The organism is Salmonella sp. 32100201201700099SM (assembly GCF_017572645.1).
GTDB classification, from domain to species: Bacteria; Pseudomonadota; Gammaproteobacteria; order Enterobacterales; family Enterobacteriaceae; genus Salmonella; species Salmonella enterica.
This window is the reverse complement of record NZ_JAGERQ010000006.1, coordinates 130,489-157,272: the sequence shown is the minus strand read 5'-3', so window position 1 is coordinate 157,272 and position 26,784 is coordinate 130,489. Positions and strand designations below refer to the sequence as shown.

At 53.1% G+C, this 26,784-nt stretch carries 23 protein-coding genes, 1 tRNA gene, 1 pseudogene and 1 riboswitch; of the genes and pseudogenes, 13 read left to right on the top strand and 12 right to left on the bottom strand.

Annotated features, from left to right (window positions below):
- Window positions 1–61 precede the first annotated feature (61 nt).
- Window positions 62–715, bottom strand: coding sequence for a 3,4-dihydroxy-2-butanone-4-phosphate synthase (gene ribB, locus J4685_RS11805; protein WP_001076973.1), 654 nt, complete (start codon window positions 713–715; stop codon window positions 62–64).
- Between the two features lie 105 nt (window positions 716–820).
- A riboswitch (FMN riboswitch) is annotated at window positions 821–1,019 on the bottom strand.
- A 132-nt stretch (window positions 1,020–1,151) separates the two neighbouring features.
- Between ribB and ubiK the strand changes: the two genes are divergently transcribed.
- Entirely contained in the window at window positions 1,152–1,448 is a 297-nt protein-coding gene (gene ubiK, locus J4685_RS11800; RefSeq protein WP_000566824.1) for a ubiquinone biosynthesis accessory factor UbiK, read from the top strand.
- A 74-nt stretch (window positions 1,449–1,522) separates the two neighbouring features.
- Here ubiK and glgS read toward each other — a convergent pair whose 3' ends face one another.
- Window positions 1,523–1,732: a cell surface composition regulator GlgS gene (gene glgS / locus J4685_RS11795; RefSeq protein ID WP_000928925.1), complete on the bottom strand. Its 210-nt coding sequence runs from the start codon at window positions 1,730–1,732 to the stop codon at window positions 1,523–1,525.
- A 257-nt stretch (window positions 1,733–1,989) separates the two neighbouring features.
- On the opposite strand from glgS, the gene J4685_RS11790 reads away from it, so the two are divergent.
- The 3 genes from J4685_RS11790 (at window position 1,990) to J4685_RS11780 (ending at window position 4,608) form a co-directional block, all read left to right on the top strand.
- A complete protein-coding gene (locus J4685_RS11790; protein ID WP_000171739.1) occupies window positions 1,990–2,610 on the top strand; it encodes an OB-fold-containig protein in 621 nt (206 codons plus the stop codon).
- A gap of 18 nt (window positions 2,611–2,628) precedes the next feature.
- Entirely contained in the window at window positions 2,629–4,308 is a 1,680-nt protein-coding gene (locus J4685_RS11785; RefSeq protein WP_000342875.1) for a flotillin family protein, read from the top strand.
- A gap of 240 nt (window positions 4,309–4,548) precedes the next feature.
- Window positions 4,549–4,608 carry a type I toxin-antitoxin system Ibs family toxin gene (locus tag J4685_RS11780; RefSeq protein ID WP_192936148.1) on the top strand — a complete coding sequence of 20 codons (60 nt, stop codon included), beginning with the start codon at window positions 4,549–4,551 and terminating at the stop codon, window positions 4,606–4,608.
- A 159-nt stretch (window positions 4,609–4,767) separates the two neighbouring features.
- On the opposite strand, the gene hldE is transcribed toward J4685_RS11780, so the two are convergent.
- The 3 genes from hldE to J4685_RS11765 all read right to left on the bottom strand — a co-directional run bounded on the left by hldE (window position 4,768) and on the right by J4685_RS11765 (window position 10,511).
- The gene (gene hldE, locus J4685_RS11775; protein ID WP_000867681.1) at window positions 4,768–6,201 is read right to left on the bottom strand and encodes a bifunctional D-glycero-beta-D-manno-heptose-7-phosphate kinase/D-glycero-beta-D-manno-heptose 1-phosphate adenylyltransferase HldE; all 1,434 of its coding nucleotides are present in this window, start codon (window positions 6,199–6,201) and stop codon (window positions 4,768–4,770) included.
- 47 nt (window positions 6,202–6,248) lie between these two features.
- On the bottom strand, window positions 6,249–9,092 hold the full coding sequence (gene glnE, locus J4685_RS11770) for a bifunctional [glutamate--ammonia ligase]-adenylyl-L-tyrosine phosphorylase/[glutamate--ammonia-ligase] adenylyltransferase (protein WP_000188290.1): 2,844 nt from the start codon (window positions 9,090–9,092) through the stop codon (window positions 6,249–6,251).
- A gap of 117 nt (window positions 9,093–9,209) precedes the next feature.
- On the bottom strand, window positions 9,210–10,511 hold the full coding sequence (locus tag J4685_RS11765; protein WP_000046206.1) for an inorganic triphosphatase: 1,302 nt from the start codon (window positions 10,509–10,511) through the stop codon (window positions 9,210–9,212).
- A 241-nt stretch (window positions 10,512–10,752) separates the two neighbouring features.
- Here J4685_RS11765 and J4685_RS11760 point away from each other — a divergent pair, with 241 nt between their 5' ends.
- Together J4685_RS11760 and J4685_RS11755 are read left to right on the top strand one after the other, a co-directional pair.
- Window positions 10,753–11,367, top strand: a complete 615-nt coding sequence (locus tag J4685_RS11760) for a TIGR04211 family SH3 domain-containing protein (RefSeq protein WP_001125339.1) — start codon at window positions 10,753–10,755, stop codon at window positions 11,365–11,367.
- 62 nt (window positions 11,368–11,429) lie between these two features.
- Window positions 11,430–12,671: a multifunctional CCA addition/repair protein gene (locus tag J4685_RS11755; RefSeq protein ID WP_000708461.1), complete on the top strand. Its 1,242-nt coding sequence runs from the start codon at window positions 11,430–11,432 to the stop codon at window positions 12,669–12,671.
- A gap of 104 nt (window positions 12,672–12,775) precedes the next feature.
- Here the strand turns inward: J4685_RS11755 and bacA are convergent, their stop codons facing one another.
- Both bacA and folB read right to left on the bottom strand, forming a co-directional pair.
- Window positions 12,776–13,597: an undecaprenyl-diphosphate phosphatase gene (gene bacA, locus J4685_RS11750; protein WP_001281926.1), complete on the bottom strand. Its 822-nt coding sequence runs from the start codon at window positions 13,595–13,597 to the stop codon at window positions 12,776–12,778.
- A gap of 97 nt (window positions 13,598–13,694) precedes the next feature.
- On the bottom strand, window positions 13,695–14,054 hold the full coding sequence (gene folB / locus J4685_RS11745) for a bifunctional dihydroneopterin aldolase/7,8-dihydroneopterin epimerase (RefSeq protein ID WP_000355776.1): 360 nt from the start codon (window positions 14,052–14,054) through the stop codon (window positions 13,695–13,697).
- Window positions 14,055–14,160: 106 nt separating this feature from the next.
- Here folB and plsY point away from each other — a divergent pair, with 106 nt between their 5' ends.
- Together plsY and J4685_RS11735 are read left to right on the top strand one after the other, a co-directional pair.
- Window positions 14,161–14,772, top strand: coding sequence for a glycerol-3-phosphate 1-O-acyltransferase PlsY (plsY, locus tag J4685_RS11740; protein WP_001272784.1), 612 nt, complete (start codon window positions 14,161–14,163; stop codon window positions 14,770–14,772).
- Window positions 14,756–14,899: pseudogene (locus tag J4685_RS11735) on the top strand (fumarate hydratase); the annotation flags it as partial. The gene plsY and the pseudogene J4685_RS11735, both read left to right, overlap by 17 nt.
- A 122-nt stretch (window positions 14,900–15,021) precedes the next feature.
- Here the strand turns inward: J4685_RS11735 and tsaD are convergent.
- A complete protein-coding gene (gene tsaD / locus J4685_RS11725) occupies window positions 15,022–16,035 on the bottom strand; it encodes a tRNA (adenosine(37)-N6)-threonylcarbamoyltransferase complex transferase subunit TsaD (RefSeq protein WP_001264389.1) in 1,014 nt (337 codons plus the stop codon).
- A 227-nt stretch (window positions 16,036–16,262) separates the two neighbouring features.
- On the opposite strand from tsaD, the gene rpsU reads away from it, so the two are divergent.
- The 3 genes from rpsU to rpoD all read left to right on the top strand — a co-directional run bounded on the left by rpsU (window position 16,263) and on the right by rpoD (window position 20,456).
- Window positions 16,263–16,478, top strand: a complete 216-nt coding sequence (rpsU, locus tag J4685_RS11720) for a 30S ribosomal protein S21 (protein ID WP_001144069.1) — start codon at window positions 16,263–16,265, stop codon at window positions 16,476–16,478.
- A gap of 235 nt (window positions 16,479–16,713) precedes the next feature.
- On the top strand, window positions 16,714–18,459 hold the full coding sequence (gene dnaG, locus J4685_RS11715; protein WP_000918869.1) for a DNA primase: 1,746 nt from the start codon (window positions 16,714–16,716) through the stop codon (window positions 18,457–18,459).
- Window positions 18,460–18,473: 14 nt separating this feature from the next.
- Window positions 18,474–20,456: an RNA polymerase sigma factor RpoD gene (gene rpoD, locus J4685_RS11710; protein WP_001120159.1), complete on the top strand. Its 1,983-nt coding sequence runs from the start codon at window positions 18,474–18,476 to the stop codon at window positions 20,454–20,456.
- 123 nt (window positions 20,457–20,579) lie between these two features.
- Here rpoD and mug read toward each other — a convergent pair whose 3' ends face one another.
- Window positions 20,580–21,086: a G/U mismatch-specific DNA glycosylase gene (gene mug, locus J4685_RS11705; RefSeq protein WP_000237776.1), complete on the bottom strand. Its 507-nt coding sequence runs from the start codon at window positions 21,084–21,086 to the stop codon at window positions 20,580–20,582.
- A 125-nt stretch (window positions 21,087–21,211) separates the two neighbouring features.
- On the opposite strand from mug, the gene J4685_RS11700 reads away from it, so the two are divergent.
- Window positions 21,212–21,287 (top strand) — tRNA-Ile (locus tag J4685_RS11700).
- Window positions 21,288–21,366: 79 nt separating this feature from the next.
- Here the strand turns inward: J4685_RS11700 and J4685_RS11695 are convergent.
- Complete coding sequence (locus tag J4685_RS11695; RefSeq protein ID WP_000213686.1) at window positions 21,367–22,134, bottom strand: siderophore-interacting protein; 768 nt, start codon at window positions 22,132–22,134, stop codon at window positions 21,367–21,369.
- A gap of 231 nt (window positions 22,135–22,365) precedes the next feature.
- Between J4685_RS11695 and J4685_RS11690 the strand changes: the two genes are divergently transcribed.
- Complete coding sequence (locus tag J4685_RS11690) at window positions 22,366–23,013, top strand: PadR family transcriptional regulator (protein WP_001582501.1); 648 nt, start codon at window positions 22,366–22,368, stop codon at window positions 23,011–23,013.
- Here J4685_RS11690 and J4685_RS11685 read toward each other — a convergent pair.
- Both J4685_RS11685 and J4685_RS11680 read right to left on the bottom strand, forming a co-directional pair.
- Complete coding sequence (locus J4685_RS11685) at window positions 23,010–24,575, bottom strand: methyl-accepting chemotaxis protein (protein ID WP_000478454.1); 1,566 nt, start codon at window positions 24,573–24,575, stop codon at window positions 23,010–23,012. The genes J4685_RS11690 and J4685_RS11685 overlap by 4 nt on opposite strands.
- Before the next feature lie 387 nt (window positions 24,576–24,962).
- Entirely contained in the window at window positions 24,963–26,483 is a 1,521-nt protein-coding gene (locus J4685_RS11680) for a PAS domain-containing methyl-accepting chemotaxis protein (RefSeq protein WP_000094645.1), read from the bottom strand.
- Window positions 26,484–26,784: the final 301 nt, after the last annotated feature.

Below are 26,784 nucleotides of genomic sequence, written 5' to 3'. Positions count from 1 at the left end.
CGAAGGAATACAAAAAAGCCGATGACATCTCATCGGCTTTTTTCAACCATGATCCGTTCGATCAGCTGGCTTTGCGCTCATGCGCCTGGCGGTAAGCCACCAGATCTTCAATCGTAACCACCGCCATATTATGCTGGCCTGCAAACGCGATACACTCCGGCGCGCGCGCCATCGTCCCATCGTCGTTAGTCAACTCGCACAGTACCCCTGCAGGTTTAAAACCGGCCAGCGTCATCAGATCGATGGTCGCCTCCGTATGACCGCCGCGCGTCAGCACGCCGCCCGCCTGAGCGCGCAGTGGGAAAACGTGCCCCGGACGGTTAAGATCGGACGGTTTTGCGCCATCCTTAATTGCCGCACGCACCGTAGTGACACGGTCAGCGGCGGAAACGCCGGTGGTCACGCCTTCTGCGGCTTCAATGGTCACGGTAAAACCGGTGCCGTAGGCGCTGGTGTTGTTTTCCACCATCATTGGCAAGTCCAGCTGCTTACGACGGTCTTCAGTAATGCACAGGCAAACAATACCGCTACCGTGACGAATGGTTAACGCCATCTGTTCTACGGTCATTATCTCTGCGGGGAAAATCATATCGCCTTCGTTTTCACGATCTTCATCATCAAGCACCATCACACCGCGTCCTTCACGCAGCGCATCCAGTGCAAGTTCAACACGTTCAAAAGGCGTACCAAAAGAGGAAAGTAGCGTCTGATTCATGGTAAAAAAACCTCATTAACATTATGGTTACCAGAATCAGGGCAGTCTTAGGAGTGCCGACAAGCGGCAAAAAAATAACGTGAGCGGGTCCATGCCCGACTGGATCGTTACCCTCTCCCATCCGGACTTTAACCGTCGGCCCCGGAATTACACCGGATCTGCTGACCTTTTCGCTATGGCAAAAAGCGCTCGCGGGCTTTCAACCTGCTCTCCGCGTTCCGTCACGGCGCACCGTGATGAGAAATGCGTTAAACATCGCTGATTTACCGCCGGTGGGGAATTTCGCCCCGCCCTGAGAATAAGCGGGTTAACTATAACGCTATTGATTACCTTCATCAACGCCTTTACTCCGTATGACATCACACAATTCTGGTTTATGGCGTCCACATATCGCACTACAATAAGAGCTAACACTTACCAGTTCAGGGAAACCACAATGATTGACCCGAAAAAAATTGAGCAAATCGCACGCCAGGTTCATGAGTCAATGCCGAAAGGTATTCGCGAGTTCGGGGAAGATATCGAGAAAAAAATCCGTCAAACGCTGCAATCTCAGCTGACGCGTCTCGATCTGGTGAGCCGCGAAGAGTTTGATGTCCAGACTCAGGTCTTGCTGCGCACCCGGGAAAAACTGGCGCTGCTGGAGCAACGCCTCAGCGAACTGGAAGCTCGCGACAAGCCTGAAGAAGTAAAACCTGCGCCCGCCATTCCGCCAGTCGATCCACAAGAGTAAAAACGTGAACGGGCCTGACGGCCCGCTCATATAAGATCTGAATAATGCCCTGCGCCTGTATAAGGGAGCCTGCATTAGTGTTCTAATTCTAACTTTTTCGCCTGAGTCGCCTGCTGGCAGTAAAGCGCGTAACGCTTGCAAAACCAGTCGCGGTGCTCCTCGTCCATATTGCCGGTTACCGCCTGGATATCAACAGGACGCCCCTCCGCCTGCATTCTGGCAAAGCTGCGCGCCAGAAAATCGAAATTATTTAATGAATAGACGTTATTGTTGTTCATCAGCATACCCTCCAGTTATTGAATTCTGTTAAGGCTATATGCTTTTTCTAATTTCAGTATTTCCCTATATGTACGGCGGTTTTATACATAACGTGCGCAAATTTAATGCGCAAAATCACAATATTCACCAAAGATAACGACGGATAAATCGCTTTTCGGACTTAAGGAGATATGGGTCACATGATATTGTAACGCAATGAAATAACAAGCATGAAAATTATCACGCGAACATCCTTCTGAAGGCGGCGACAAGGATAGAAAATATGACCTTATTTGCGGAGTATAACAGCCCCTATCTGTTTGCCATCGCGTTCGTTTTCTTTATCGGCGTGCTGGAGATGATTTCTCTGATTTTTGGCCACTTTCTTTCAGGCGCGCTCGACGCCCATCTCGATCATTATGATGCCCTGTCATCCGGCCCTGCGGGCCAGGCGCTTCATTATCTGAATATTGGACGCGTTCCCGCCCTGGTCGTCCTCTGTCTATTGGCCGGCTATTTCGGCCTCTTCGGTATCCTCATCCAGCATGGCGGGATCATGCTCTGGCAGGCGCCGCTCAGCAATCTGCTGCTGGTCCCGTTAAGCATTGTCCTGTCGGTCTTTGCCGTGCATTACAGCGGAAAAATCCTCGCGCCCTGGCTACCCAGAGATGAAAGCTCCGCCCTCCGGGAAGAGGAATTTATCGGCGGCATGGCGATTATTACCGGCCACGCCGCCGTCGCCGGAACACCTTGCGAAGGAAAATTTACCGATAAGTTCGGCCAGATTCACTATTTACTGCTGGAACCCGAAAAGGGAAAAGAATTTAAAAAAGGAGACAAGGTGCTGATTGTCTGCCGACTTTCCGCAACGCGTTATTTGGCTGAGCGTACCTTCTATGTTTAATTGAGAGGAACTTACATAATGGATGATGTTTTTGGCATATTGCCATCATGGATGTTTACCGCCATCGTGGCGGTTATCGTCTTACTAATTATCGGGATCATTTTTGCTCGCCTTTATCGCCGCGCATCTGCGGAACAGGCGTTTGTCCGTACCGGGCTTGGCGGGCAAAAAGTGGTGATGAGCGGCGGCGCTATTGTGATGCCAATCTTTCACGAAATTATTCCGATCAATATGAATACCCTAAAACTTGAAGTCAGCCGTGCTACCGTCGACAGCCTGATCACCAAAGATCGTATGCGCGTTGACGTGGTCGTTGCTTTCTTCGTGCGTGTAAAACCCTCTGTTGAAGGTATTGCCACCGCCGCACAAACGCTTGGCCAGCGAACGCTGTCACCGGAAGATCTGCGTATGCTGGTTGAGGATAAATTCGTTGACGCCTTACGCGCTACCGCAGCCCAGATGACGATGCATGAGCTACAGGATACGCGTGAAAACTTCGTTCAGGGCGTACAAAACACCGTTGCGGAAGATTTGTCGAAAAACGGCCTGGAGCTGGAAAGCGTCTCATTAACCAACTTTAACCAAACGTCCAAAGAGCATTTCAATCCAAACAATGCCTTTGATGCCGAAGGTCTGACGAAACTGACGCAGGAAACCGAACGCCGCCGTCGTGAACGTAATGAAGTGGAACAGGATGTGGAAGTGGCGGTGCGCGAAAAGAACCGCGACGCGCTTGAACGCAAGCTGGAAATCGAGCAACAAGAAGCCTTTATGACTCTGGAGCAGGAGCAACAGGTTAAAACCCGCACCGCCGAACAAAACGCCAAAATTGCCGCTTTTGAGGCCGAGCGCCATCGTGAAGCAGAACAGACGCGCATTCTTGCTGAGCGGCAGATCCAGGAGACGGAGATCGAACGTGAGCAAGCAGTACGGTCCAGGAAAGTTGAGGCCGAGCGTGAAGTACGTATTAAAGAGATCGAACAGCAACAGGTGACAGAAATCGCCAACCAGACGAAATCTATCGCCATTGCCGCCAAATCCGAGCAGCAATCGCAAGCGGAAGCGCGCGCCAACGACGCGCTGGCCGATGCGGTTCGCGCCCAGCAAAACGTAGAAACCACCCGCCAGACCGCCGAAGCGGATCGCGCCAAGCAGGTCGCTCTGATCGCCGCGGCGCAGGATGCGGAAACCAAAGCGGTCGAACTGACCGTTCGGGCAAAAGCAGAGAAAGAAGCGGCAGAATTGCAAGCCGCCGCCATCATCGAACTGGCGGAAGCAGCGCGTAAAAAAGGTCTGGCGGAAGCCGAAGCGCAACGGGCGCTGAATGACGCTATCAACGTACTATCTGACGAACAAACCAGCCTCAAATTTAAACTAGCGCTCTTACAATCGTTGCCTGCTGTTATTGAGAAGTCTGTTGAACCGATGAAATCCATCGACGGCATTAAGATTATTCAGGTCGATGGCCTCAATCGCGGCGCGACGGCGGGCGACGTCGCCGCTGGCGGCGCTAACGGGGGAAACCTGGCGGAACAAGCGTTATCTGCCGCGCTCACCTATCGTACCCAGGCGCCGCTGATCGATTCGCTGTTAAACGAGATTGGCATCGCCGGCGGCTCGCTAAAGGCGCTGACCACGCCGTTGGTTTCATCGGCAACGGATGAGATTAATCGCGAAGCAACGATAAAAGAGCAATAACCTCCCCGCCATATCTCCTGTCCCTGGCCATAAGGCCGGGGATTTTTTTATCTTTTTTCCACCTTGTCTGTACAAAGCGTTATGACCAGCAGGCCATTTTGCGTGGGCGATCCAGTAACGCAAAATCGGCGGGAGAAAGCCCTTGCGCCAGACAGGCCACTCACCAACAATCGCGATGTCAGCAAGGGGCTGAAACGGGAAAGCCCCTCCCGAGGAAGGGGCTTTAATAAGGAAAGGGTTATGATGCACCAGGTCATCATACTGATTGTTCTGTTACTGATAAGTTTCCCAGCTTACTAACAGCCAATCAGAGGGGGGAGAAATCCCCTCTCACCCTTATTCCTTTACTTTAGGTCGAAAAAAAAGCAGCGTCAACCGCGAGATACGCGTCGAAACAAAATGTCCGACGCACCTTCAAAATCAGCGCCCGCAGCGTCTGTAACGCCTGATGACGCGGTTTTACTTCTCGCTCTCGGTCTGGATCTTTTTGATGATATTGGTCGTGGAACAACCATCTTCGAAGTTCAGCACCATGACTTCGCCGCCGTTGGCCCAGACCTCTTCGCTGCCCGCGATCTCTTCCGGCTTATAGTCGCCGCCTTTTACCAGCAGATCCGGCAGAATACCGGCAATCAGTCGTTGCGGCGTATCCTCTTCAAAAGAGACAATCCAGTCGACCGACTCCAGCGCGCCCAGCACGATCATACGCTGTTCGAGCGGATTAACCGGACGGCTTTCGCCTTTCAGACGTTTAGTCGAGGCGTCACTATTGACCGCAACAATCAGGCGGTCGCCCAGTTTGCGCGCGTTCGCCAGATAAGAGACGTGGCCCGCGTGCAGAATATCGAAAACGCCGTTGGTCATGACCACTTTCTCGCCACGCTTACGCGCGCTGGCGACGGCCTGTCTCAACTCCTCTTCGGTCATGACGCCGAAGCCGGTATCCGCGCGTCCGCGCACTGCGTTTTCCAGCTCAATAGGGGAAACCGTTGACGTCCCGAGTTTACCTACCACTACGCCCGCCGCCGCATTGGCGAAATAACACGCCTCCTCCAGGGTATTTCCCGCCGCCAGCGTCGCCGCCAGCACGCCGATCACCGTATCGCCCGCACCGGTAACATCATAAACTTCCTGCGCCTGCGTCGGCATATGTAGCGGCGCTTTATTCGGTTGCAGCAGCGTCATTCCCTGTTCGGAACGCGTGACCAACAGCGCGGAAAGGTCGTAATCGGCAATGAGCTTCATGCCGCGTTCAACCAGTTCGTCTTCGCTTTTACATTTCCCCGCAACCGCCTCGAATTCAGAAAGGTTTGGCGTCAGCAGCGTGGCGCCGCGGTAACGTTCAAAATCCGTTCCTTTCGGATCGATGAGCACCGGCACGCCCGCCTGGCGCGCTAGGGAAATCATAGTCTGCACGCTGGTCAGAGCGCCTTTGGCATAATCGGACAATACCAGCGCGCCGATCGATCCCAGCGCCTGGTTGATACGCTCATGCAACGGCTGCGGGTCCACCCCCTCAAAGCCCTCTTCAAAATCAAGACGAATGAGCTGCTGATTACGTGATAGCACGCGCAGTTTGGTAATTGTCGGATGCGTCGGCACAGAAACGAAGTCGCACTTCACATTGACCTCCGCCAACGTTTTGCTCAGCGCGCGCGCGGCGTCATCAATACCCGTCAGGCCGACCAGACGGGCGTTCGCTCCCAGAGACGCAATGTTCATCGCCACGTTCGCCGCGCCGCCCGGACGTTCCTCAACGGTATTTACCTTAACCACGGGCACCGGCGCTTCCGGTGAAATACGGCAAGTGGGGCCATACCAATAGCGATCCAGCATTACATCACCCACAACCATGACGCCTGCACGTTCAAACGCTGGCAGATTTACTTTCATTCCTGTCTCCTGAGAGATTCAAAATTTGCGCGCGATAATAGCATAATTCAAACGGCTACCAGCCACTTCCGCCAGCTTGCCTGCACCAGCGCGCGCTCTTTGCTAAAACACGTCTGCGCCACATGACCGGGAAGCTCCTGCAACGCCAGGTGGTGCAGTTCATCACGCAGTGTGGTGTAGGCTACCGTCAGCGCCTGCGCCTCGTGTTCATCCATAATGCCGTTTTGCGCCAGAAGCTCCAGGATGCGCACGTTATCAGACCAGCGCGTTAATTTAGGTTTTTCATGAGCGTAGCGCAGCACCAGATATTGCGCGATAAACTCAATATCCGTAATACCGCCTTCATCAGCTTTAATATCAAAACGATCGCGATGCTTATTGCCGAGATGCGCCCGCATTTTCTCGCGCATTTCACGCACTTCAGTCTGCAATGTCTTGCCGTCGCGCGCCGTCGTCATGATAGTGCGGCGCACCGCATCAAACTGTGAGGTAAGCTGCGGGTCGCCATATACCACGCGAGCGCGTACCAACGCCTGATGTTCCCAGGTCCAGGCTTCATGCTGCTGATAATCGGCAAACGCGTCCGCTGAAGTTACCAGCATTCCCGCCGCGCCAGAGGGGCGTAGACGCGCATCCACCTCATACAAAATGCCGGAGGAGGTACGCGTACTGAACAGATGCATAATGCGCTGCGCCAGGCGCAGATAAAACTGCCGCCCGTCGATTTCGCGTTCGCCGTTGGTCATGACGTCCATCGGACAGTCATGCAGGAAGATGAGATCCAGATCGGAACTGTAGCCCAGCTCCCATCCGCCCAACTTGCCATAACCGACGACCGCAAACCCCCGCCCCTGGCGTTCGTCCAGATGCGCTGGCTGACCATAACGCGCAACCATTTGCGTCCACGCCTGCTGCACCACAGCATCAATCATCGCCTCCGCCAGCCATGTGAGGTGATCGCTCACTTTCATCACCGGCAGCGTACCGGCAATATCCGCCGCCGCAATCCGCAAAAGCTGTGCCTGTTTAAACTGGCGTAATGCCTCCAGTTGTTGTTCTTCGTCCTCTTCCGGCACGCGCAGCAAATACTGGCGTAATTCGTCGCGGTAAGCGTCGGTAGCCGTCGGCTGATAAAGCGTGCCGGGGTCGAGCAGTTCATCAAGCAACAACGGATAACGCGCCAGTTGGCTCGCTATCATTGGCGAAGCGGCGCAGAGCATAATCAGGTGTTTCAGCGCGCCGGGAAATTCGCTCAGCAGCTCCAGATAGGTGGTGCGAGTGACAATCCCCGCCAGCAACGGCGTTATCCGCGATAGCGTAACAGCGGCGTCTTCGCGGGAACAAACGTTAGCAAGCAGGTGCGGCATCAGTTGGTCCAGCACTTGCCGCCCGCGCGGGCCGATAGGGCGTTTATCCAGTTCCTTACGGAAGTCAGCGATGAGGGTCAGAACCTGTCGCCGATCCTCATCGGCTAAATGCGCCAGCACTGGCGTCGAATCATCCTCCTGTAGCGCATCCTGCCATACTTCACGCCACGGCTCTGAACGTTCTTCCTCCTGCGGGGTATCGGCTTCATCATCGCCAATTAATTCGTTGAATACGCGGCGTACATTAGCCATATGATCCGTCAGTTCGCCAACAAGCTGCGGCCAGTTCTCCGCCTTCATTCCCCAGGCCAGCCGCGCCCGATTCAGATCGTCGGCAGGCAACGTTTGCGTCTGTTCGTCATTGATGCTTTGCAGCAGATTCTCCAGACGACGTAGAAAAAGATAGGCCATGCGCAGTTGCGCCACGTCATTCTCAGGCAGCAAATGCAGCGCAGCGATAGCATCCAGCGTCGGCAGTAACGAACGCGACTGTAGCGACGGCTCGCGCCCGCCGCGGATGAGCTGGAATACCTGCACGATAAACTCAATTTCACGAATACCGCCCGCGCCAAGTTTAATGTTGTCTTTCAAACCGCGGCGTCGCACTTCGCGGGCGATCATCCCTTTCATATTACGTAGCGACTGGATGACGCTGAAATCGATATAGCGGCGGAAAACGAAAGGCCGCAGCATGGCGCGTAATTCACGAGACCAGGCGTCGTCGTTATCGCCCATTAGCCGCGCTTTCACCATAGCGTAGCGTTCCCAGTCGCGTCCTTGTTCCTGATAGTAATCCTCCAGCGCGGCAAAACTCAGGACCAGCGGGCCACTGTCGCCAAACGGTCGCAGGCGCATGTCCACCCGATAGACAAAACCATCCATTGTGGGCTGATCCAGCGCTTTGATCAGCCGCTGTCCGAGACGCGTAAAAAACTGGGCGTTATCGAGTTCACGGCGTCCGCCCCGGGTCTCGCCATGTTCCGGCCAGGCGAAAATCAGATCGATATCAGACGAAAAATTCAGCTCGCCGCCGCCCAGCTTGCCCATGCCTAAAATCAGCAGCGGCTGCGGAACGCCCTGCGGGTTACAGGGGGTTCCCCATTCGCGGCAACAGGCGGCATACAGCCAGTCGCGCGCCCCCACGATGAGCGTCTCCGCCAGATGGCTCAACTGTTGTAAAATAGTCTCGTCGTCCACCAGCGACAGCGTCTGCGCCCAGGCGATGCGTACCATGATGCGACGACGAAAAAGCCTCAGTTCACGCATCAGCGAGGCGTCGTCACAGACACCTGCCAACGCCTCCTGTAACCAGCCAGCATAATGTCGCCATTCATCAGCCTGCGGCGATGCGGATTCCAGTTCGGCAAGCCACTCCGGATGCGCTATCACGCTATCCAGCGCAAAATCGCTAAATGTAAGTACTGACTTCGCCTGCGCGCTAAGCGATGTCTCAGTAAATCCTTCTGGTAGGCGCTCAACAACGGTCTGACAGTACTGCGATAAGGGTGAAGAGAGCGGCGTCATTTAGGGGATATCCTTTAAATAATGCCGGATGGCGGCATTTCGCCTGACCCGGCCTACAAGTCCGCATACCGTAAGCCTGATAAGCGCAGCGTCATCAGGCGCTTTCTACGGTTCTGATTATCGTTTTCCGCTGTGCAACCAGAACGGCTGCTGGTTAATGGCCTCATTACGGAAATGTTCAATTTCAATACGTTGTCCGGTAATAATGGCGTGACGCAATCCCTGCCAGTTTTCCAGCCATGCCTGCGCGACCATCGCATCATAATACCCGGCCAGCAGTAAAACGCTGTCGATATCGCGAGTCAAACGCGGCAACTGGTCGCGATACTTATCACCCAGCGGTTGTCCAAAAACTTTTTTTAATTCAGCAGCATGACGAGAAAGATGAATGTCGGCGAAACGCTTAAAAGAATCGGCCATTTTGGCCTGCGCCTTCGCGTCCAGAAATGGCTGCCAGGCTTTCGTCACCAGCCATTCCGTCAATGCTAGTTTCGCCATCGCCGTTTGCGTACTATAAACGGCTGTGACGGCGGACACCGCGGATGTCATCGTCGCTTCCGCCTGGGTAAGTAGATCACGTAAGTGAGCGCTCGCTTTACGTGGAACAATGCCCCCAAAGAGCATTAAGGCATGGCGCACTAATCCCATAGCATCCAGCACGTGTTCTTTCGCCGACTCGTCGCCGCGCAGCCAGAGCTCTTCATGGTACTGCCACTGTGACAACGCCAGATCCAGCGAGGCCTCCAGCCCTTGCTCTACCGTGGCTTTCGTGGCGGTCCGCAGAATTGCCGTTGGTGTATTCTCTCGCGGCGCATTCCCCTGCGCCAGGTGATAACCTCGCGCCGCCTTACTCAGACTGCCCTGACGCAAACCGGTTTGCGACAGCAGTTGCTTCGCCAGTTTTAACACGGCGCGCGTATCGCCGCGAAGCAACTCAAGCTCCAGCTCACAAATCGGTTCGGCAAACTCGCCCGCTTTTACGTCGCCGAGATCGAGCGCAATTTCAATCCTGCTGCCGTCAACGTCCAGACACCATTTTTCCCGATAAAAATCAGTACTGAACAGCGGCTGTACGCTTAATGTCAGGCCAGCGGGCAGGTTGCCATCCGGCCAGACCTCCGCCGGAAGTTGCGTCAGATCCAGCACGGGTTCGCTTAGCGCGACATTGTATTCGGGTCGCTGGTGCAGCCCGCCCGTTACCCGGTCGGCAATTTTCATGGTCATTTCATAGCGCCCATTTTCACCACGAATACGCAGCCCCATATCATGGCGGCGTAGCCAGTTATCAGGCGTTTCGAAGTAGATATTCAGCAACTGGCTGGGCGCATGATGCTCGCCGCCGAGCGTATGAAGATGATTTCGCAGCGCATCTACGGCGTCGTGATTGACGATAAACTTTAATTCGATTTCCTGAGCCATGGCCTTGTACTTATGGGTTATGTCACATCTGGGAAGATTCTTGGCGAACTTACCCGCATTATTTTTGTCAGTAGATAGTATTTTGCGCCAAATTGCCATGCAACGAGCAATTTGACGGGCGTAAAAGTTTGACGTAGCGGCAAAGGCGACACAGATGATTCCGATTGATGTCGACTACTTTGCGTAGCGACACTGATGCCGTTACTATCGTTCCACTTTCTCTGACAATAACGACAGCCTGATGCCAAAATTACGCCTGATTGGACTAACTTTACTTGCGCTTAGCGCCACCGCCGTCTCTCATGCTGAAGAGACGCGTTACGTTTCTGATGAACTGAATACCTGGGTCCGCAGCGGTCCGGGAGATAATTATCACCTTGTGGGTACCGTCAACGCCGGCGAGGAAGTCACGCTCTTACAGAGCGATGCCAACTATGGTCAAATTAAAGACAGTTCTGGTCGTACTGCCTGGATACCGTTAAAAGAACTGAATACCACGCCAAGCCTGCGTACTCGCGTGCCGGATCTGGAAAATCAGGTCAAAACGTTGACCGATAAACTCAACAATATTGATACCACGTGGAATCAGCGCACCGCCGATATGCAGCAGAAAGTGGCGCAAAGCGACAGCGTCATCAACGGGCTAAAAGAAGAGAACCAGAAGCTGAAAAACGAGCTGATTGTCGCGCAGAAAAAAGTGAGCGCCGCGAATCTGCAACTGGATGACAAACAGCGCACCATTATTATGCAGTGGTTTATGTATGGCGGCGGCGTATTGGGTATTGGCTTGCTGTTAGGGCTGGTGCTGCCGCATATGATCCCAAGCCGTAAACGCAAAGACCGCTGGATGAACTAAATCGCCTTCTCTGCGGCACTGTCTTATCATTAGAGGATGATCGTTTTTAAAAGGAAAGTGGCGTGAAGATTTATCTGGTCGGTGGTGCGGTTCGGGATGCGTTGTTAGGGCTACCGGTTAAAGATAAAGATTGGGTCGTTGTCGGCGCCACGCCGCAGGAGATGCTTGATGCGGGCTACCAGCAGGTAGGCCGTGATTTTCCTGTGTTTCTCCATCCACAAACTCACGAAGAATACGCGCTGGCGCGTACTGAGCGTAAATCCGGCTCCGGCTACACGGGTTTCACCTGCTATACCGCGCCGGACGTTACCCTGGAAGCCGATCTCCAGCGTCGCGATCTGACCATTAATGCTCTGGCGCGCGACGATGACGGCCAGATTATCGACCCTTACCACGGGCGCCGGGATCTGGAGGCGCGTCTACTGCGCCATGTCTCTCCCGCGTTTGGCGAAGATCCCTTGCGCGTATTGCGCGTGGCGCGTTTTGCCGCCCGTTACGCTCATCTTAGTTTCCGTATCGCCGATGAAACACTGGCGCTAATGCGCGAAATGACCGCGGCAGGCGAGCTGGAACATCTGACGCCGGAACGGGTATGGAAAGAGACGGAAAATGCGCTTACCACCCGCAATCCGCAGGTTTACTTCCAGGTATTGCGCGACTGCGGCGCCCTGCGCGTCCTGTTTCCGGAAATCGACGCCCTGTTTGGCGTACCCGCGCCGGCAAAGTGGCATCCGGAAATTGATACCGGAGTTCATACGTTGATGACGCTGTCGATGGCCGCCATGCTCAGTCCGCAGCTTGATGTCCGTTTCGCCACGCTTTGTCATGATCTGGGCAAAGGCTTAACGCCGAAAAACCTCTGGCCGCGCCATCATGGCCACGGCCCGGCGGGCGTGAAACTGGTCGAACAGTTATGCCAGCGTTTGCGCGTCCCCAATGACCTGCGTGATTTAGCTAAACTGGTCGCCGAGTACCACGATCTGATCCACACCTTTCCGATACTCCAGCCGAAAACGATCGTTAAGCTGTTTGACGCCATTGATGCATGGCGTAAACCGCAGCGCGTCGAGCAGATTGCGCTGACCAGCGAAGCCGATGTCCGTGGACGTACCGGCTTTGAAGCGTCGGATTACCCGCAGGGGCGCTGGCTGCGCGAAGCCTGGCAGGTGGCGCAGGCGGTACCGACGAAAGAGGTGGTGGAGGCCGGATTTAAGGGCATTGAGATTCGCGAGGAGCTGACGAAGCGACGAATTGCAGCGGTCGCCAACTGGAAAGAGAAGCGCTGCCCGAACCCCGCCAGCTAAACGCCATCCGGCACGATAAATTGCCTGATGGCGCTGCACTTATCAGACCGACAAAACAGTTAGGCCGGACAAGGCGGTACTCCGCCATCCGGCACGGTCAATCATCAGAAGAAGACAACGTAAACGGCAGCCGCCACCACAAAGCGGTAAATCGCAAACGGAATAAACGAGATACGCTTAATCAGTTGCAGGAAGGTCTTGATAGCGATCAGCGCCACCACAAACGCCGTCACAAAGCCCACCGCGAACATTGGAATATCCGCTGCGGTCAGGAATGACCAACTTTTGTAGAGATCCAGAACCGTTGCGCCCATCATCATCGGCACAGCCAGTAAGAACGAGAACTCAGAGGCGGCGTAACGGCTGACGCCCATCAGCATCCCACCGGAAATGGTCGCTCCGGAACGCGAGAAGCCCGGCCACAGCGCCAGACACTGGAAACAGCCAATCATAAAAGCCTGACGATACGTCATATCATCCAGCCCCGGCGCGCGCGGCTCTTTCGGCTTCAGGCACTCGGCGGCAATCAGCAACAGACCGCCTACCACCAGCGCGTACATCACGTTAATTGGGTTAAATAGCGACTTGATCGTGTCATGAAAGACTAACCCCAGCACCACCGCCGGAATCATGCCCAGCAGGATGTGAATCAACGTTAATCGACCTTTACTTTCACCTTCACGCTGTAGCGGGCGGCCAAAGTGAATACCGATGAGACCAAACAACTGCCGCCAGAACATCACCACGACCGCCAGAATAGATCCAAGTTGAATCACCACTTCGAATGTCTTGGCCGTATCGCCTTCAAACCCCAGCAGATGACCCACAATAATCATATGGCCCGTGCTGGATACCGGCAAAAACTCCGTCAATCCTTCGACCACACCCAAAATTGCCGCTATCAGCAGCGAGTGCATATCGCTCATCAATAAACCCCTAAAATGAAAAACACTGCAAAAATGGATCTCGCGTTAAGACCCCATATATAACCGTTTGGTTTAAAAAATATAAAATTATTTATTTTTATTTCAGATTATTGCCACGCTCAATAATTACCCCTACGTTCGCCGCGCGCGCGACGGCGCCAGGCTTGCTCAGTTTGATGCGAACCCACGGAGAATTGAATCGGCTAAGCAGTAGATCCGCCACCTCTTCCGCCACACGCTCGACCAGAGCAAAACGCCCGCCTTCAACATGATTTATCACCGTGTCGGCGATATCCGCGTAACTTAGACAATCTGCGACATCATCGCTTTTCGCCGACTTGCGGTTATCCCATGCCATTTCGATATCGAACACCAGTTTTTGCTCGATAGTCTGTTCCCAGTCGTAAACACCGATAGTGGTGATTACCGAAAGTTGCTCTATAAATACAATATCCATCACGACCTGCCTGCTTTTTGGCTAACCCGGATACCACTTCCGGCGAAATGTGCGTATTATCCACAGAAATAGTAAATAAAACGACACTTTCAATACGGAACAGCTTATGAGTGCAATCGCGCCTGGAATGATCCTCTTCGCGTACCTCTGCGGCTCAATTTCCAGTGCCATTCTGGTTTGCCGCATCGCCGGGCTGCCCGATCCGCGTGAAAGCGGCTCCGGCAACCCGGGCGCGACGAACGTATTACGAATCGGTGGCAAGGGAGCGGCTGTCGCGGTACTTATTTTTGACATCCTTAAAGGCATGTTGCCCGTCTGGGGCGCGTATGCGTTAGGCGTTACCCCTTTCTGGCTGGGGCTTATCGCTATCGCCGCCTGTCTGGGGCATATCTGGCCGGTCTTTTTTGGCTTTAAAGGTGGGAAAGGCGTAGCAACCGCGTTTGGCGCCATTGCGCCCATCGGCTGGGATTTAACCGGCGTCATGGCAGGCACCTGGCTGCTGACGGTCCTGTTAAGCGGTTATTCATCGTTAGGGGCGATTGTCAGCGCCTTGATTGCGCCGTTTTACGTCTGGTGGTTTAAACCGCAGTTCACCTTCCCGGTGTCGATGCTGTCATGTCTCATTTTGCTGCGCCATCATGACAACATCCAGCGTCTGTGGCGTCGCCAGGAGACGAAAATCTGGACGAAGCTGAAAAAGAAACGCCAGAAAGATTGAGCTGGAACTGCGTCTGGAAGAGGGCCTCAACCGTCTGGGGATCGGCCCACAAGGGTTGACCGGCAATAGCTCGGTGATGGGCGTACATATCGAATCCGCCGCGCGTCACCCTTCCACCATTGGCGTGGTTAGGCGCGATTTTCGGCCTGATCTTCCTGGTGCTGCTGATCGTCTCCAAGCTGTTGTGGATGCCCATCGTTTTGCTGTAAATCCGTTGGGGCGGCATGATGTCGCCCCCTTTTTCCGCTTTTACGCCGCCGGCAGCTCGGCCAGCGGCCAGCGCGGACGTACCGTTACGCCAAGATCCGCCGTAACGCCCGCCTTAAACCGCACCATTCCGGCATAGGCGATCATCGCCCCGTTGTCGGTACAAAATTCCGGGCGCGCATAGAACACTTCGCCGCGGCGTTTTTGCATCATTTCGGCAAGCTTCGCGCGCAGCGTGCGGTTAGCGCTGACGCCGCCCGCCATGACCAGACGCTTAAAACCGGTGCTTTCCAGCGCGCGCTTGCACTTGATCATCAGCGTATCCACGACCGCATCTTCAAAAGCGCGCGCGATATCAGCGCGAGTTTGTTCGTCGTCGCCATTACTACGAATGGTGTTAGCGGCAAAGGTTTTCAGACCGGAAAAACTAAAATCCAGCCCCGGACGATCGGTCATCGGGCGCGGAAAGACAAAACGTCCCGCCGTCCCCTGCGACGCCATTTTCGACAGCATCGGGCCACCAGGATAATCCAGCCCCAACAATTTGGCAGTTTTATCAAACGCTTCGCCGGCGGCATCGTCAATCGACTCGCCCAGCAGTTCGTACTGACCAATTCCGGTCACGCTAATGAGCTGCGTATGTCCGCCGGAGACCAGCAGCGCCACAAACGGGAAATCCGGGGGATTATCTTCCAGCATCGGCGCCAGCAGATGCCCTTCCATATGGTGTACAGGAATGGCCGGCACATTCCAGGCAAATGCCAGCGAACGCCCGACGGTTGCGCCGACCAGCAGCGCGCCGACCAGGCCCGGGCCTGCGGTATAGGCCACCGCGTCGATATCGCTCGCCGTCAGACCGGCTTCTTTTAATGCCGCCTGAATCAGCGGCACGGTTTTACGCACATGATCGCGGGAAGCCAGTTCAGGCACTACGCCGCCGTAGTCAGCATGTAATTTCACCTGACTATACAATTGGTTGGCTAACAAACCTTTTTTGTCGTCGTAAATAGCGATGCCGGTTTCATCGCAGGATGTTTCAATACCCAGTACACGCATGACTTGTTTTACCTCGCTCTAATACCGCGCAGTGTAGGTCGAATGCGGGTGGATGTATACCCTCAGTCCCGACTTCGTGTATACTCCCTCACCTTATAAAAGTCCCTTTCAAAAAAGGCCGCGGTGCTTTACAAAGCAGCAGCAATTGCAGTAAAATTCCGCACCATTTTGAAATAAGCTGGCGTTGATGCCAGCGGCAAACCGAATTAATCAAAGGTGAGAGGCACATGCCGGTAATTAAAGTACGTGAAAACGAGCCGTTCGACGTAGCTCTGCGTCGCTTCAAGCGTTCCTGCGAAAAAGCAGGTGTTCTGGCGGAAGTTCGTCGTCGTGAGTTCTATGAAAAACCGACGACCGAACGTAAGCGCGCTAAAGCTTCTGCAGTGAAACGTCACGCGAAGAAACTGGCTCGCGAAAACGCACGCCGTACTCGTCTGTACTAATCTTTTGAGAGCGGGCTGCTCTCAATTCAGATCGAGTTGTAGTTGTAAGGCCGTGCTTCCGAAAGGAATGCGCGGCTTGTTTTCGTTTATGCATTAGCATATACACAAAATCATTCATGCTGCGTCCAGGCGGCAAGAGAGCAAGTCCCCGGCGCTTACGCAAGTCAGCGACAGGGGTGAGCAAACGTAGCCAACACTACGGCAGCCTGAAGAATGACGTGTATAAAAGGGGCATATGGCTGGACGAATCCCACGCGTATTTATTAATGACCTGCTGGCGAGAACCGATATCGTCGATCTGATCGACGTGCGCGTAAAACTCAAGAAACAGGGCAAGAACTATCACGCGTGTTGTCCATTCCATAATGAGAAAACCCCTTCTTTCACCGTAAACGGTGAAAAACAGTTTTATCACTGCTTTGGATGCGGCGCGCATGGCAATGCGATCGACTTTTTGATGAATTACGACAAGCTCGAATTTGTCGAAACCGTCGAAGAATTAGCGGCCATGCATAACCTGGAAATTCCCTATGAAGCAGGCACCGGGCTTAGCCAGATAGAGCGCCATCAACGGCAAAACCTCTATCAGTTGATGAATGGTCTGAATGACTTTTATCAGCAGTCGCTTACCCATCCTGCGGCAAAACCTGCGCGTGACTATCTGCAAAAGCGCGGTCTGAGCGCTGAAATTATTCAGCGTTTCGCCATTGGCTTCGCGCCGCCAGGGTGGGATAACGCGTTAAAGCGCTTCGGTAATAACAGCGATAACAAGGCATTGTTGCTGGATGCCGGAATGCTGGTCAATAACGAGCAGGGCAGCACTTACGATCGTTTCCGTAATCGGGTCATGTTCCCTATTCGGGACAAACGCGGCAGGGTGATTGGTTTTGGCGGTCGAGTTCTGGGGAACGACACGCCGAAATACCTTAACTCTCCGGAAACGGACATTTTCCATAAAGGCCGCCAGCTATATGGTCTTTATGAGGCTCAGCAATATAGTGCTGAACCGCAACGCTTGCTTGTGGTCGAAGGTTATATGGATGTCGTCGCACTAGCGCAATACGACATTAACTATGTGGTCGCCTCGCTGGGTACCTCAACCACGGCAGACCATATGCATATGTTATTCCGGGCGACGAACAACGTGATTTGCTGTTACGACGGCGACCGGGCTGGCCGTGATGCCGCCTGGAGAGCGCTGGAAACAGCAATGCCTTATATGACCGACGGTCGGCAGGTACGCTTTATGTTTTTACCTGACGGCGAAGACCCGGATACGCTGGTGCGTAAAGAAGGCAAGGCGGCTTTTGAAGCGCGGATGGAGCAGGCGCAGCCGCTCTCTACGTTTCTGTTTAATAGCCTCCTGCCGCAAGTGGATTTAAGCTCGCCGGATGGCAGCACGCAGTTAGCCGCGCTGGCGCTGCCGCTCATTAATCAGGTGCCTGGCGACGCGCACCGTATTCAGCTGCGCCAGACGTTGGGGCTGAAGTTAGGCATTTTCGATGATAGTCAGCTTGATCGTTTAGTGCCAAAACAGGCGGAAAGCGGCGTTTCCCGCCCGGCTCCGCAGCTAAAACGCACGACCATGCGTATACTGATAGGATTACTGGTGCAAAATCCGGATCTCGCGCCGTTAGTGCCGCCCTTAGACGCGCTGGATCAGAATAAGCTGCCTGGACTTGGCTTATTTAAAGAATTGGTCAAAACTTGTTTGGCTCAGCCAGGTCTTACTACCGGACAACTTCTGGAACTCTACCGTGGCACAAATGATGCTGCGACCCTTGAAAAATTATCGATGTGGGACGATATAGCAGATAAGGCGATTGCCGAAAAGACCTTTACCGACTCACTCAACCATATGTTTGATTCGCTGCTGCAACTGCGACAAGAAGAGCTGATCGCTCGCGATCGCACTCACGGTTTAAGCAGCGAAGAACGCCGAGAGCTCTGGACGTTAAACCAGGAGCTGGCCAGAAAATGAATTTAACGGCTTAAATGCCGCATATCGATCGGGAAGCCCCCGACAGCCGCAGTGAGAGGCAGCGGCCAAAATATAAGTATGCCCTCGCTTTAAATGTCGACAGCTATACCGTCGACACCAATCAAACGAATAAGTGTGGATACCGTCTTATGGAGCAAAACCCGCAGTCACAGCTGAAACTTCTTGTCACCCGTGGTAAGGAGCAAGGCTATCTGACCTATGCTGAGGTCAATGACCATCTGCCGGAAGATATCGTCGATTCAGATCAAATTGAAGATATCATCCAAATGATCAACGACATGGGTATTCAGGTAATGGAAGAAGCGCCTGATGCCGATGATCTGCTGCTGGCTGAAAATACCACCAGCACCGATGAAGATGCGGAAGAAGCTGCTGCACAAGTTCTGTCCAGTGTTGAGTCTGAAATCGGTCGTACGACTGACCCGGTACGCATGTATATGCGTGAAATGGGCACTGTTGAACTGTTGACCCGGGAAGGCGAAATCGACATCGCTAAACGTATCGAAGACGGGATCAACCAGGTTCAATGCTCCGTTGCCGAATACCCGGAAGCCATTACCTATCTGCTGGAACAGTACGATCGCGTTGAGGCTGAAGAGGCTCGTTTGTCCGATCTTATCACCGGCTTTGTCGATCCGAACGCGGAAGAGGAGATGGCGCCGACCGCAACTCACGTCGGTTCTGAACTCTCCCAGGAAGACCTGGATGATGACGAAGACGAAGATGAAGAAGACGGCGACGATGACGCCGCCGATGACGACAACAGCATTGACCCTGAACTGGCACGCGAAAAATTCGCTGAGCTGCGCGCGCAATACGTCGTTACGCGCGACACCATCAAAGCGAAAGGCCGCAGCCATGCTGCCGCGCAGGAAGAGATTCTGAAGCTGTCTGAAGTGTTCAAACAGTTCCGTCTGGTACCGAAGCAATTCGACTATCTGGTCAACAGTATGCGCGTGATGATGGATCGCGTGCGTACTCAGGAACGTCTGATCATGAAGCTCTGCGTCGAGCAGTGCAAAATGCCGAAGAAGAACTTTATCACGCTGTTTACCGGTAACGAAACCAGCGAAACCTGGTTCAACGCCGCTATCGCGATGAACAAACCGTGGTCGGAAAAACTGCACGATGTCGCGGAAGAAGTGCAACGCTGCCTGCAAAAACTGCGGCAGATTGAAGAAGAGACCGGTCTGACCATCGAACAGGTGAAAGACATCAACCGTCGCATGTCCATTGGTGAAGCGAAAGCCCGCCGTGCGAAAAAAGAGATGGTTGAAGCGAACTTGCGTCTGGTTATTTCTATCGCCAAGAAATATACCAACCGAGGTCTGCAGTTCCTCGATCTGATTCAGGAAGGCAACATCGGTCTGATGAAAGCGGTAGATAAGTTCGAATACCGTCGTGGTTACAAGTTCTCCACCTACGCAACCTGGTGGATCCGTCAGGCGATCACCCGCTCTATCGCCGACCAGGCGCGCACCATCCGTATTCCGGTGCATATGATTGAGACCATCAACAAGCTCAACCGTATTTCTCGCCAGATGCTGCAAGAGATGGGCCGCGAGCCAACGCCGGAAGAGCTGGCTGAACGGATGCTGATGCCGGAAGATAAAATTCGTAAGGTGCTGAAAATCGCCAAAGAGCCTATCTCCATGGAAACGCCGATCGGCGACGATGAAGATTCGCATCTGGGTGATTTCATCGAGGATACCACCCTCGAGCTGCCGCTGGACTCTGCCACCACCGAGAGCCTGCGCGCCGCCACTCACGACGTTTTGGCTGGCCTGACCGCTCGTGAAGCGAAAGTCCTGCGTATGCGTTTCGGTATCGATATGAACACCGACCACACGCTGGAAGAAGTGGGTAAACAGTTCGACGTTACCCGCGAACGTATCCGTCAGATCGAAGCGAAGGCGCTGCGTAAACTGCGCCACCCGAGCCGTTCTGAAGTGCTGCGCAGCTTCCTCGACGATTAATTCGCCGCACACGTATAAACGCCGCCGCAAGGCGGCGTTTTTTTATCAAGTCATGCGCGAGCGCCCTATTTGGCCTGCAGAATCTCTACACAACGCGAGTATTCGCGCCCTCATTCCTCATTGCTATAGCCCACGCATAATGAGCGCTTGATCCAGTTCGCGATAGGCCTCGACCAGTTTTTCCGTTTTAATTCGGTTTAAGCCACTGGGATTCGGCAACACCCACACCATCGTCGCGCCAATGGCGATCTTTTGTTTACCCCAGGCGATACCGCGCTGGCTGAACCCCTGTTCAAAAGCCTGTTTACCAAGCACCGCCAGCGCCGCGGGCTGGTAGTCCTCTATTTTTTCAATCAGGTTTCGTCCGCCGCTACGTAATTCATGCAACTTCACCTCAGTCGCTTGTACCGTCGGTCGGTCGACGAGTTTCGTTACCCCGCAGCGAAAATCCAGTAATTTTTCCGCCTCTTCCGGTTTCAACTGTCGATCGGTGAAACCGGCCAAATGAATAACTTTCCAAAAACGATTCGCGGGATGCGCAAACGGAAAGCCGGTATTCGCCGAGGAGAGTCCCGGATTGATGCCGCAAAAAACCACCCGTAGCCCTGGCGCCAGTATGTCCTTAACCATTATTACTCCTGAGCAATACAACGTTCTTTAAGTATAACGGGTTGAAAACACATTGTTTATAAAAACAGCACCCGCACGGTTACGGCTGGATTACAGCGTAAAGTTACATTATAATCCACCGCCACGGCCCCTTAGCTCAGTGGTTAGAGCAGGCGACTCATAATCGCTTGGTCGCTGGTTCAAGTCCAGCAGGGGCCACCAAATTTTAGCTTCAAAATCATATAATTAAGCCACTCTAAAGAGTGGCCTTTTTGTTTCTGACAGGGCTCGCCCCATACCGCTATTTACGATGCCAATAGGCTGCCGCACGTACCAGGTGTGGATCAAACCCCTTTTCAAAGCACTGACTTAAACGTTTTACCGTTTTGCCTTCGCCAGTAATCCAGATGAAATAGTCTGATTCTGGTATTGTCAGCTGCGACAGGCGCGTTTGCATTGCCTGTTCATCGCCGCCAACAACATATTCCACAGTAATATCCGTCAAATGGGCGAGATAATCGCGATATGCCGCATCCTGAATGCTCACCAGCGCGGTTACCGCAGGGCGCGCAGGCAGACGGCTAAGCGATTCCAGACGACGACGTAGCGCAGGCATACCGGACTCATCGCAGACATAAACCTGACAGGCATAATCTTCCGGCACCACCAGCGAACCGCGCGGCCCGCCGATCGTCAGTGTATCGCCTTCACGGGCTTCCATTGCCCAACGGCTGGCTACGCCGCCATCGTGGATAAAGAAATCCAGCGCCAGCTCGCGACGCGCCTCGTCATACAGCGGCGTGTAATCCCTGGAGACCGGACGAACGCCCTCCCCCCAGATAATGCCTTCCTCAGTGACTGTCGGAGGCGTAAAGCGACAGCCTGGCTCAGGGAAAAAAACTTTCGTGTGATCGTCAAAGCCCAGGGAGGTGAAACCGTCCAGCGCCTCGCCGCCAAGTACGATCCGCTGAAATCCTGCGCTAATACGTTCTACCCGCAGAACGGTCAGCTCGCGAAAACGCAGTTCATTACGAACACGCTGTGGATAGCGTGCGGATGATGTCGTCATTTTTTGCCTTCGTGAAGTAATACGATATATCTAAATTAAAATTTTAAATGATAATGATTGTTAATCAGTAAAAATGCAACTGTTTTTTGATAGTGTTCTGGCAACGCGTCGCTAACTATAACCTTAGAATAAAATGTTATAAATTAATAGATTATATCAACAATGGCTTTTACCCTTGCTAAAACCCATCATTTAGATATAAATTAGATATATCTAAATAAGCAGGAGGCAATGATGCAAAATCAACATGAAGGGTGTTGCAAAAACCAGGATCATAAGCACGACGGCTGCTGTAAAGATCGAGAACATCAGCATGAAGGCTGCCATAGCGCGCATCAGCATGAGAAGGCCAGTTGCGGCGGCGAACACCGTCACGGACACGGCTGTGGTCGTCATGGACAGGGCGGTGGTCGACGTCAGCGATTTTTTGGCCACGGGGAACTTCGGCTGGTCATTCTTGATATCCTGACCCGGGACGCCAGCCACGGCTATGAACTGATTAAAGCGATAGAAAACCTGACGGGGGGCGGCTATACGCCAAGCGCTGGCGTGATCTACCCTACGCTGGATTTTTTACAGGATCAGCAATTTATCACGATTAGCGACGAAGAAGGCGGGCGGAAAAAAATCGCGATTACCGCGAACGGCGCGCAATGGCTTGATGAAAATCGCGAACACCTGACGCATATTCAGGCGCGGCTAAAAGCCCGTTGTGTGGGCATGGAGTTACGTAAAAATCCGCAGATGAAGCGGGCGCTGGATAACTTCAAGGCCGTGCTGGATCTGCGGATAAACCACAGCGATATCAACGACGCGCAAATCAAACGCATTATCGGCGTGATTGATCGCGCGGCGCTGGAAATCGCCGAACTGGATTAAGCGGGCTGCGTGTCCTCTTCGCGGACGCGGAACACGTTAACCAGCTCTTTTAAATGTAACGCCTGTTCGTTCAGCGACGCTGCGGCGGCAACAGACTCTTCCACAAGGCAGGAGTTTTGTTGCGTGGCGGCGTCAATCAGGCCAATCGCGCTGTTAATCTGCGAAATACCGTCAGTTTGCTCACGGCTGGCCTGCCCAATCTCGCGTAATATCACATCCATCTCTTCGACGTTATCCACCATGCCATTAATCAGGGCGCTGGCTTTCTCCACCAGGTGCATCCCTTCCTGAGTCTGACTGGTTGAATCTTCAATCAAATTACGGATTTCACTGGCTGACGAGGCGCTCTTTTGCGCCAACTGGCGAACCTCTCCGGCGACAACGGCAAAACCACGTCCATGTTCGCCCGCACGCGCCGCTTCAACCGCCGCGTTCAGCGCCAGAATATTGGTCTGAAAGGCAATGGAATCAATGATATTGATGATATCCGACATACGATTTGCCGTATCGTTAATGACGCGCATTTTCTGCGTCACTTGATTCATCATCTCCCCATTGTTTTTCACTACGCTGGCGGCGCCGGCAGAGAGTTTGGTCGCTTCACTGGTATGGTCAGATGTGTTTTTAACCGTGGCGGTAATCTGTTCCATCGACGCCGCCGTTTCTTCAACCGAGCTGGCCTGTTCTTCCGTACGCGCGGCCAAATCCTGGTTACCGGCGACAATTTGCGCCGCCGCCGTGGAGATACTCTCCGAACCGTTTTGCACTTCCTGTACGATATCCAGCAGACGCGTTTTCATCGCCATTAATGCTTGCAGTAGTACGCCTGTTTCATCTTTATAGTCGGTGGTGATATGGCGAGTCAGATCGCCATCGGCAATCGCCTCGGCAAAGCGTACTGCGTCATCAAGCGGTCGGGTAATGGAACGTACGATATACCATCCCATTACGCATCCGGCAGCGATGCTTATCAGCGCCAGGGTAATTAACAGCGTCCGGTTAGTTTTAAAATCTCCTTCGACCTGCACGCCCGCGTTGTGCATCTGCGCATCCTGAACGGCGATAAGTTCCTGAACTTTGTCCTTATAGACCTTTTGCACTTGCACCGTTCTGGTCATCATCTCCTGAATGGCCGCCTGACGATTATGGCTTTGAATATCTTGCAAAATACGGAATCTGGACTCCAGGTATTGCTGGCGCGCTTCACGGATCTCGGTAATGATTTTCTGCGAAGCCGCATCGTGACGATTGCTGGAAAGCTCATCCAGTAACGCCGTAATACGCTGGCTTATTTCATCCAGCTCTTTCTGCGAACTCTGGCTCCAGCGCCCCTCTTCATCCAGTAACATGAGCTGCTGCGCGATGATGAAATCATTAAAATTATCGATTAACAGATTGGCTTTTACCGTGGTGGGATAATCATTGGTAATAATGTTCTGCATATCCGTATTAGCCCGATCAAGGCTAAACAAAGACAGAGCGGAACTCACCACCATGAGAACAATGAATAAGCCAAAGGCCATAAATAATTTTGAACGTATTTTAATGTTATGCAAAAACATATTTTCTCCCTGGGATTGCATATCCTCATACAGGAAGATTTATCGGCAACAATGTTACTAACTTTATGATATTGATCGCTTTTTATTTCGGAACATTATTAGTAAGTAATATTTATTGTTCACAGAAAGATGAACCAAAAGTGACATAAATTGGCACTAATAATGAAAGAAATACGCTAAAAGGTTAACCATTTCTTATTTATTAACTGAGTTTATACCTATTAATAGGTAGACAAGGGAGAAGGAATAAATATCACATTATTTTTAACATCACAGGCCACTGGTACTCTCTATGATGGCAGGCACCGCCTTCTATCAGAGCACATCCGCCCGGTAAGCTTGTTGCTACCGGGCGGATGTCATTACCGTTGCTACCTACAAATAAACTTAATGCAGTACCGTGACCGCATCCTCCAGCCGGCTGGCACGGTGTTTTACCATCGCGGAGACTTGTGCGCTCTCTTCCACCAGCGCCGCATTCTTCTGGGTTATGCGGTTCAACTCGTCCACGGCGCGAGTCAGGCTGGAAAGCCCATCTGTCTGTTCCTGCGTCGACTGGCTGATCCGTGCGATAAGCAGGGTGACATTTTGCACCTGGGCTACAATGTCATCCATGGTACGGCCTGCGGCGTGAACCTGCTCGGAGCCTGACTGCACCTTTGTTGCGCTGGCATCAATTAATTTACGAATATCGTTCGCCGCGTTAGCGCTGCGGCTGGCAAGATGGCGTACCTCGCCAGCAACCACGGCAAACCCTTTCCCCTGCTCGCCCGCTCTCGCCGCTTCTACCGCCGCATTCAGCGCCAGGATATTCGTCTGAAAAGCGATATCGTTAATTAGCGTGGTGATCGTCCCGATACGTTGCGTACTGTGAGCGATATCATCCATCGTTTTAATCACCGTATCCATCGCCTCACCTCCCTGAGTCGCCGCGCTACTGGCCGCCATGGAAAGCTTATCCGCAGCGGAAGCCGTCTCGGAATTGAGCTTCACGGACTCCGCCATCTGGTTCATGGTCGTTACCGTTTCCTGAACATTCTCCACGGTCTGACGGGTGTGTTCGTTCAGATCATTGTTACCCTTCGCCAGCCTTTCACTGCCGTTTCTGACGCTGGACACCTGACTTGATACGTCATTGATCAGCCAGCGGCACATCAAGCCAAGCTGCCCCACGGCCCTCAGCGTCAGCCCCAACTCATCGCTACGATTAAGGTGTTGTACGCTGTTGCGTTCGCCGGTCGCCACTTTCAGCGCCTGCGTCGCCACATTTTCAATGGGACGCACAATTTGCCATTCAAATAGCGCCGTACCTGCCAGCATCGCCAACGCGCCCAACAACAACGCCTGCCATGAGGCATCCGTACCGAACAGCGCCAACGCCAGCATTACGGCCATTAGCCCCATAATGCTACGCACTCGCCAGCGAACAGGCATCGCGGGCAGTTTGCCCAGCAAGCCCTGACGAACCACCAAGCCTTTATGAATACGTTTACTACACCGCCCTTCATTTAGCGCCTGATATAAAGGCTCGACGGCGGCAATCTCATCATCCGTGGCGCGGGTACGGATCGACATATATCCCGTCACACGCCCTTCACGTATCATCGGTACCGCGTTGGCCCGCACCCAATAATGATCGCCGTTTTTACGCCGGTTTTTCACAATGCCGCTCCACGGTTCGCCCTGTTTTAGGGTGTACCACATATCTGCGAAGGCAGCTTTCGGCATATCCGGATGACGCACCAGATTATGTGGCTGCGCCAGTAACTCGTTTAACTGATAGCCGCTCACCTGGACAAAAGTGTCATTGGCGTGAGTGATATAGCTTTCCAGGTCGGTCGTAGACATCAGAGTGGTATCATCATCCAGCGGGGTATTTAGCTGGCTGACGTAGGGATGAGAAGACATGATGGCGTCCTGTGCAGGTTATCTGGATGTTAATTTTTCGCTCAGATGTTATTTCGGCGCTAATCTATTTATCTTTAGTTGTTAAAATTGCTCTGGATCGCAATTTGCGATTAATCCTTAATATTTGTACGATTTTCACCTCATCCTGCGCCTTATTTTCATTATGAAATTGTTTAGCGTGGACAACCTTTTTCTTTAAAATCTGCCCTGGCTCACCTTTTTCTCACGCCGCCGCTAACGCAACACACCGTAAACCGTAAAACAAGATCTGCTCAAAATGCATCCAATTGTTAACGCATAA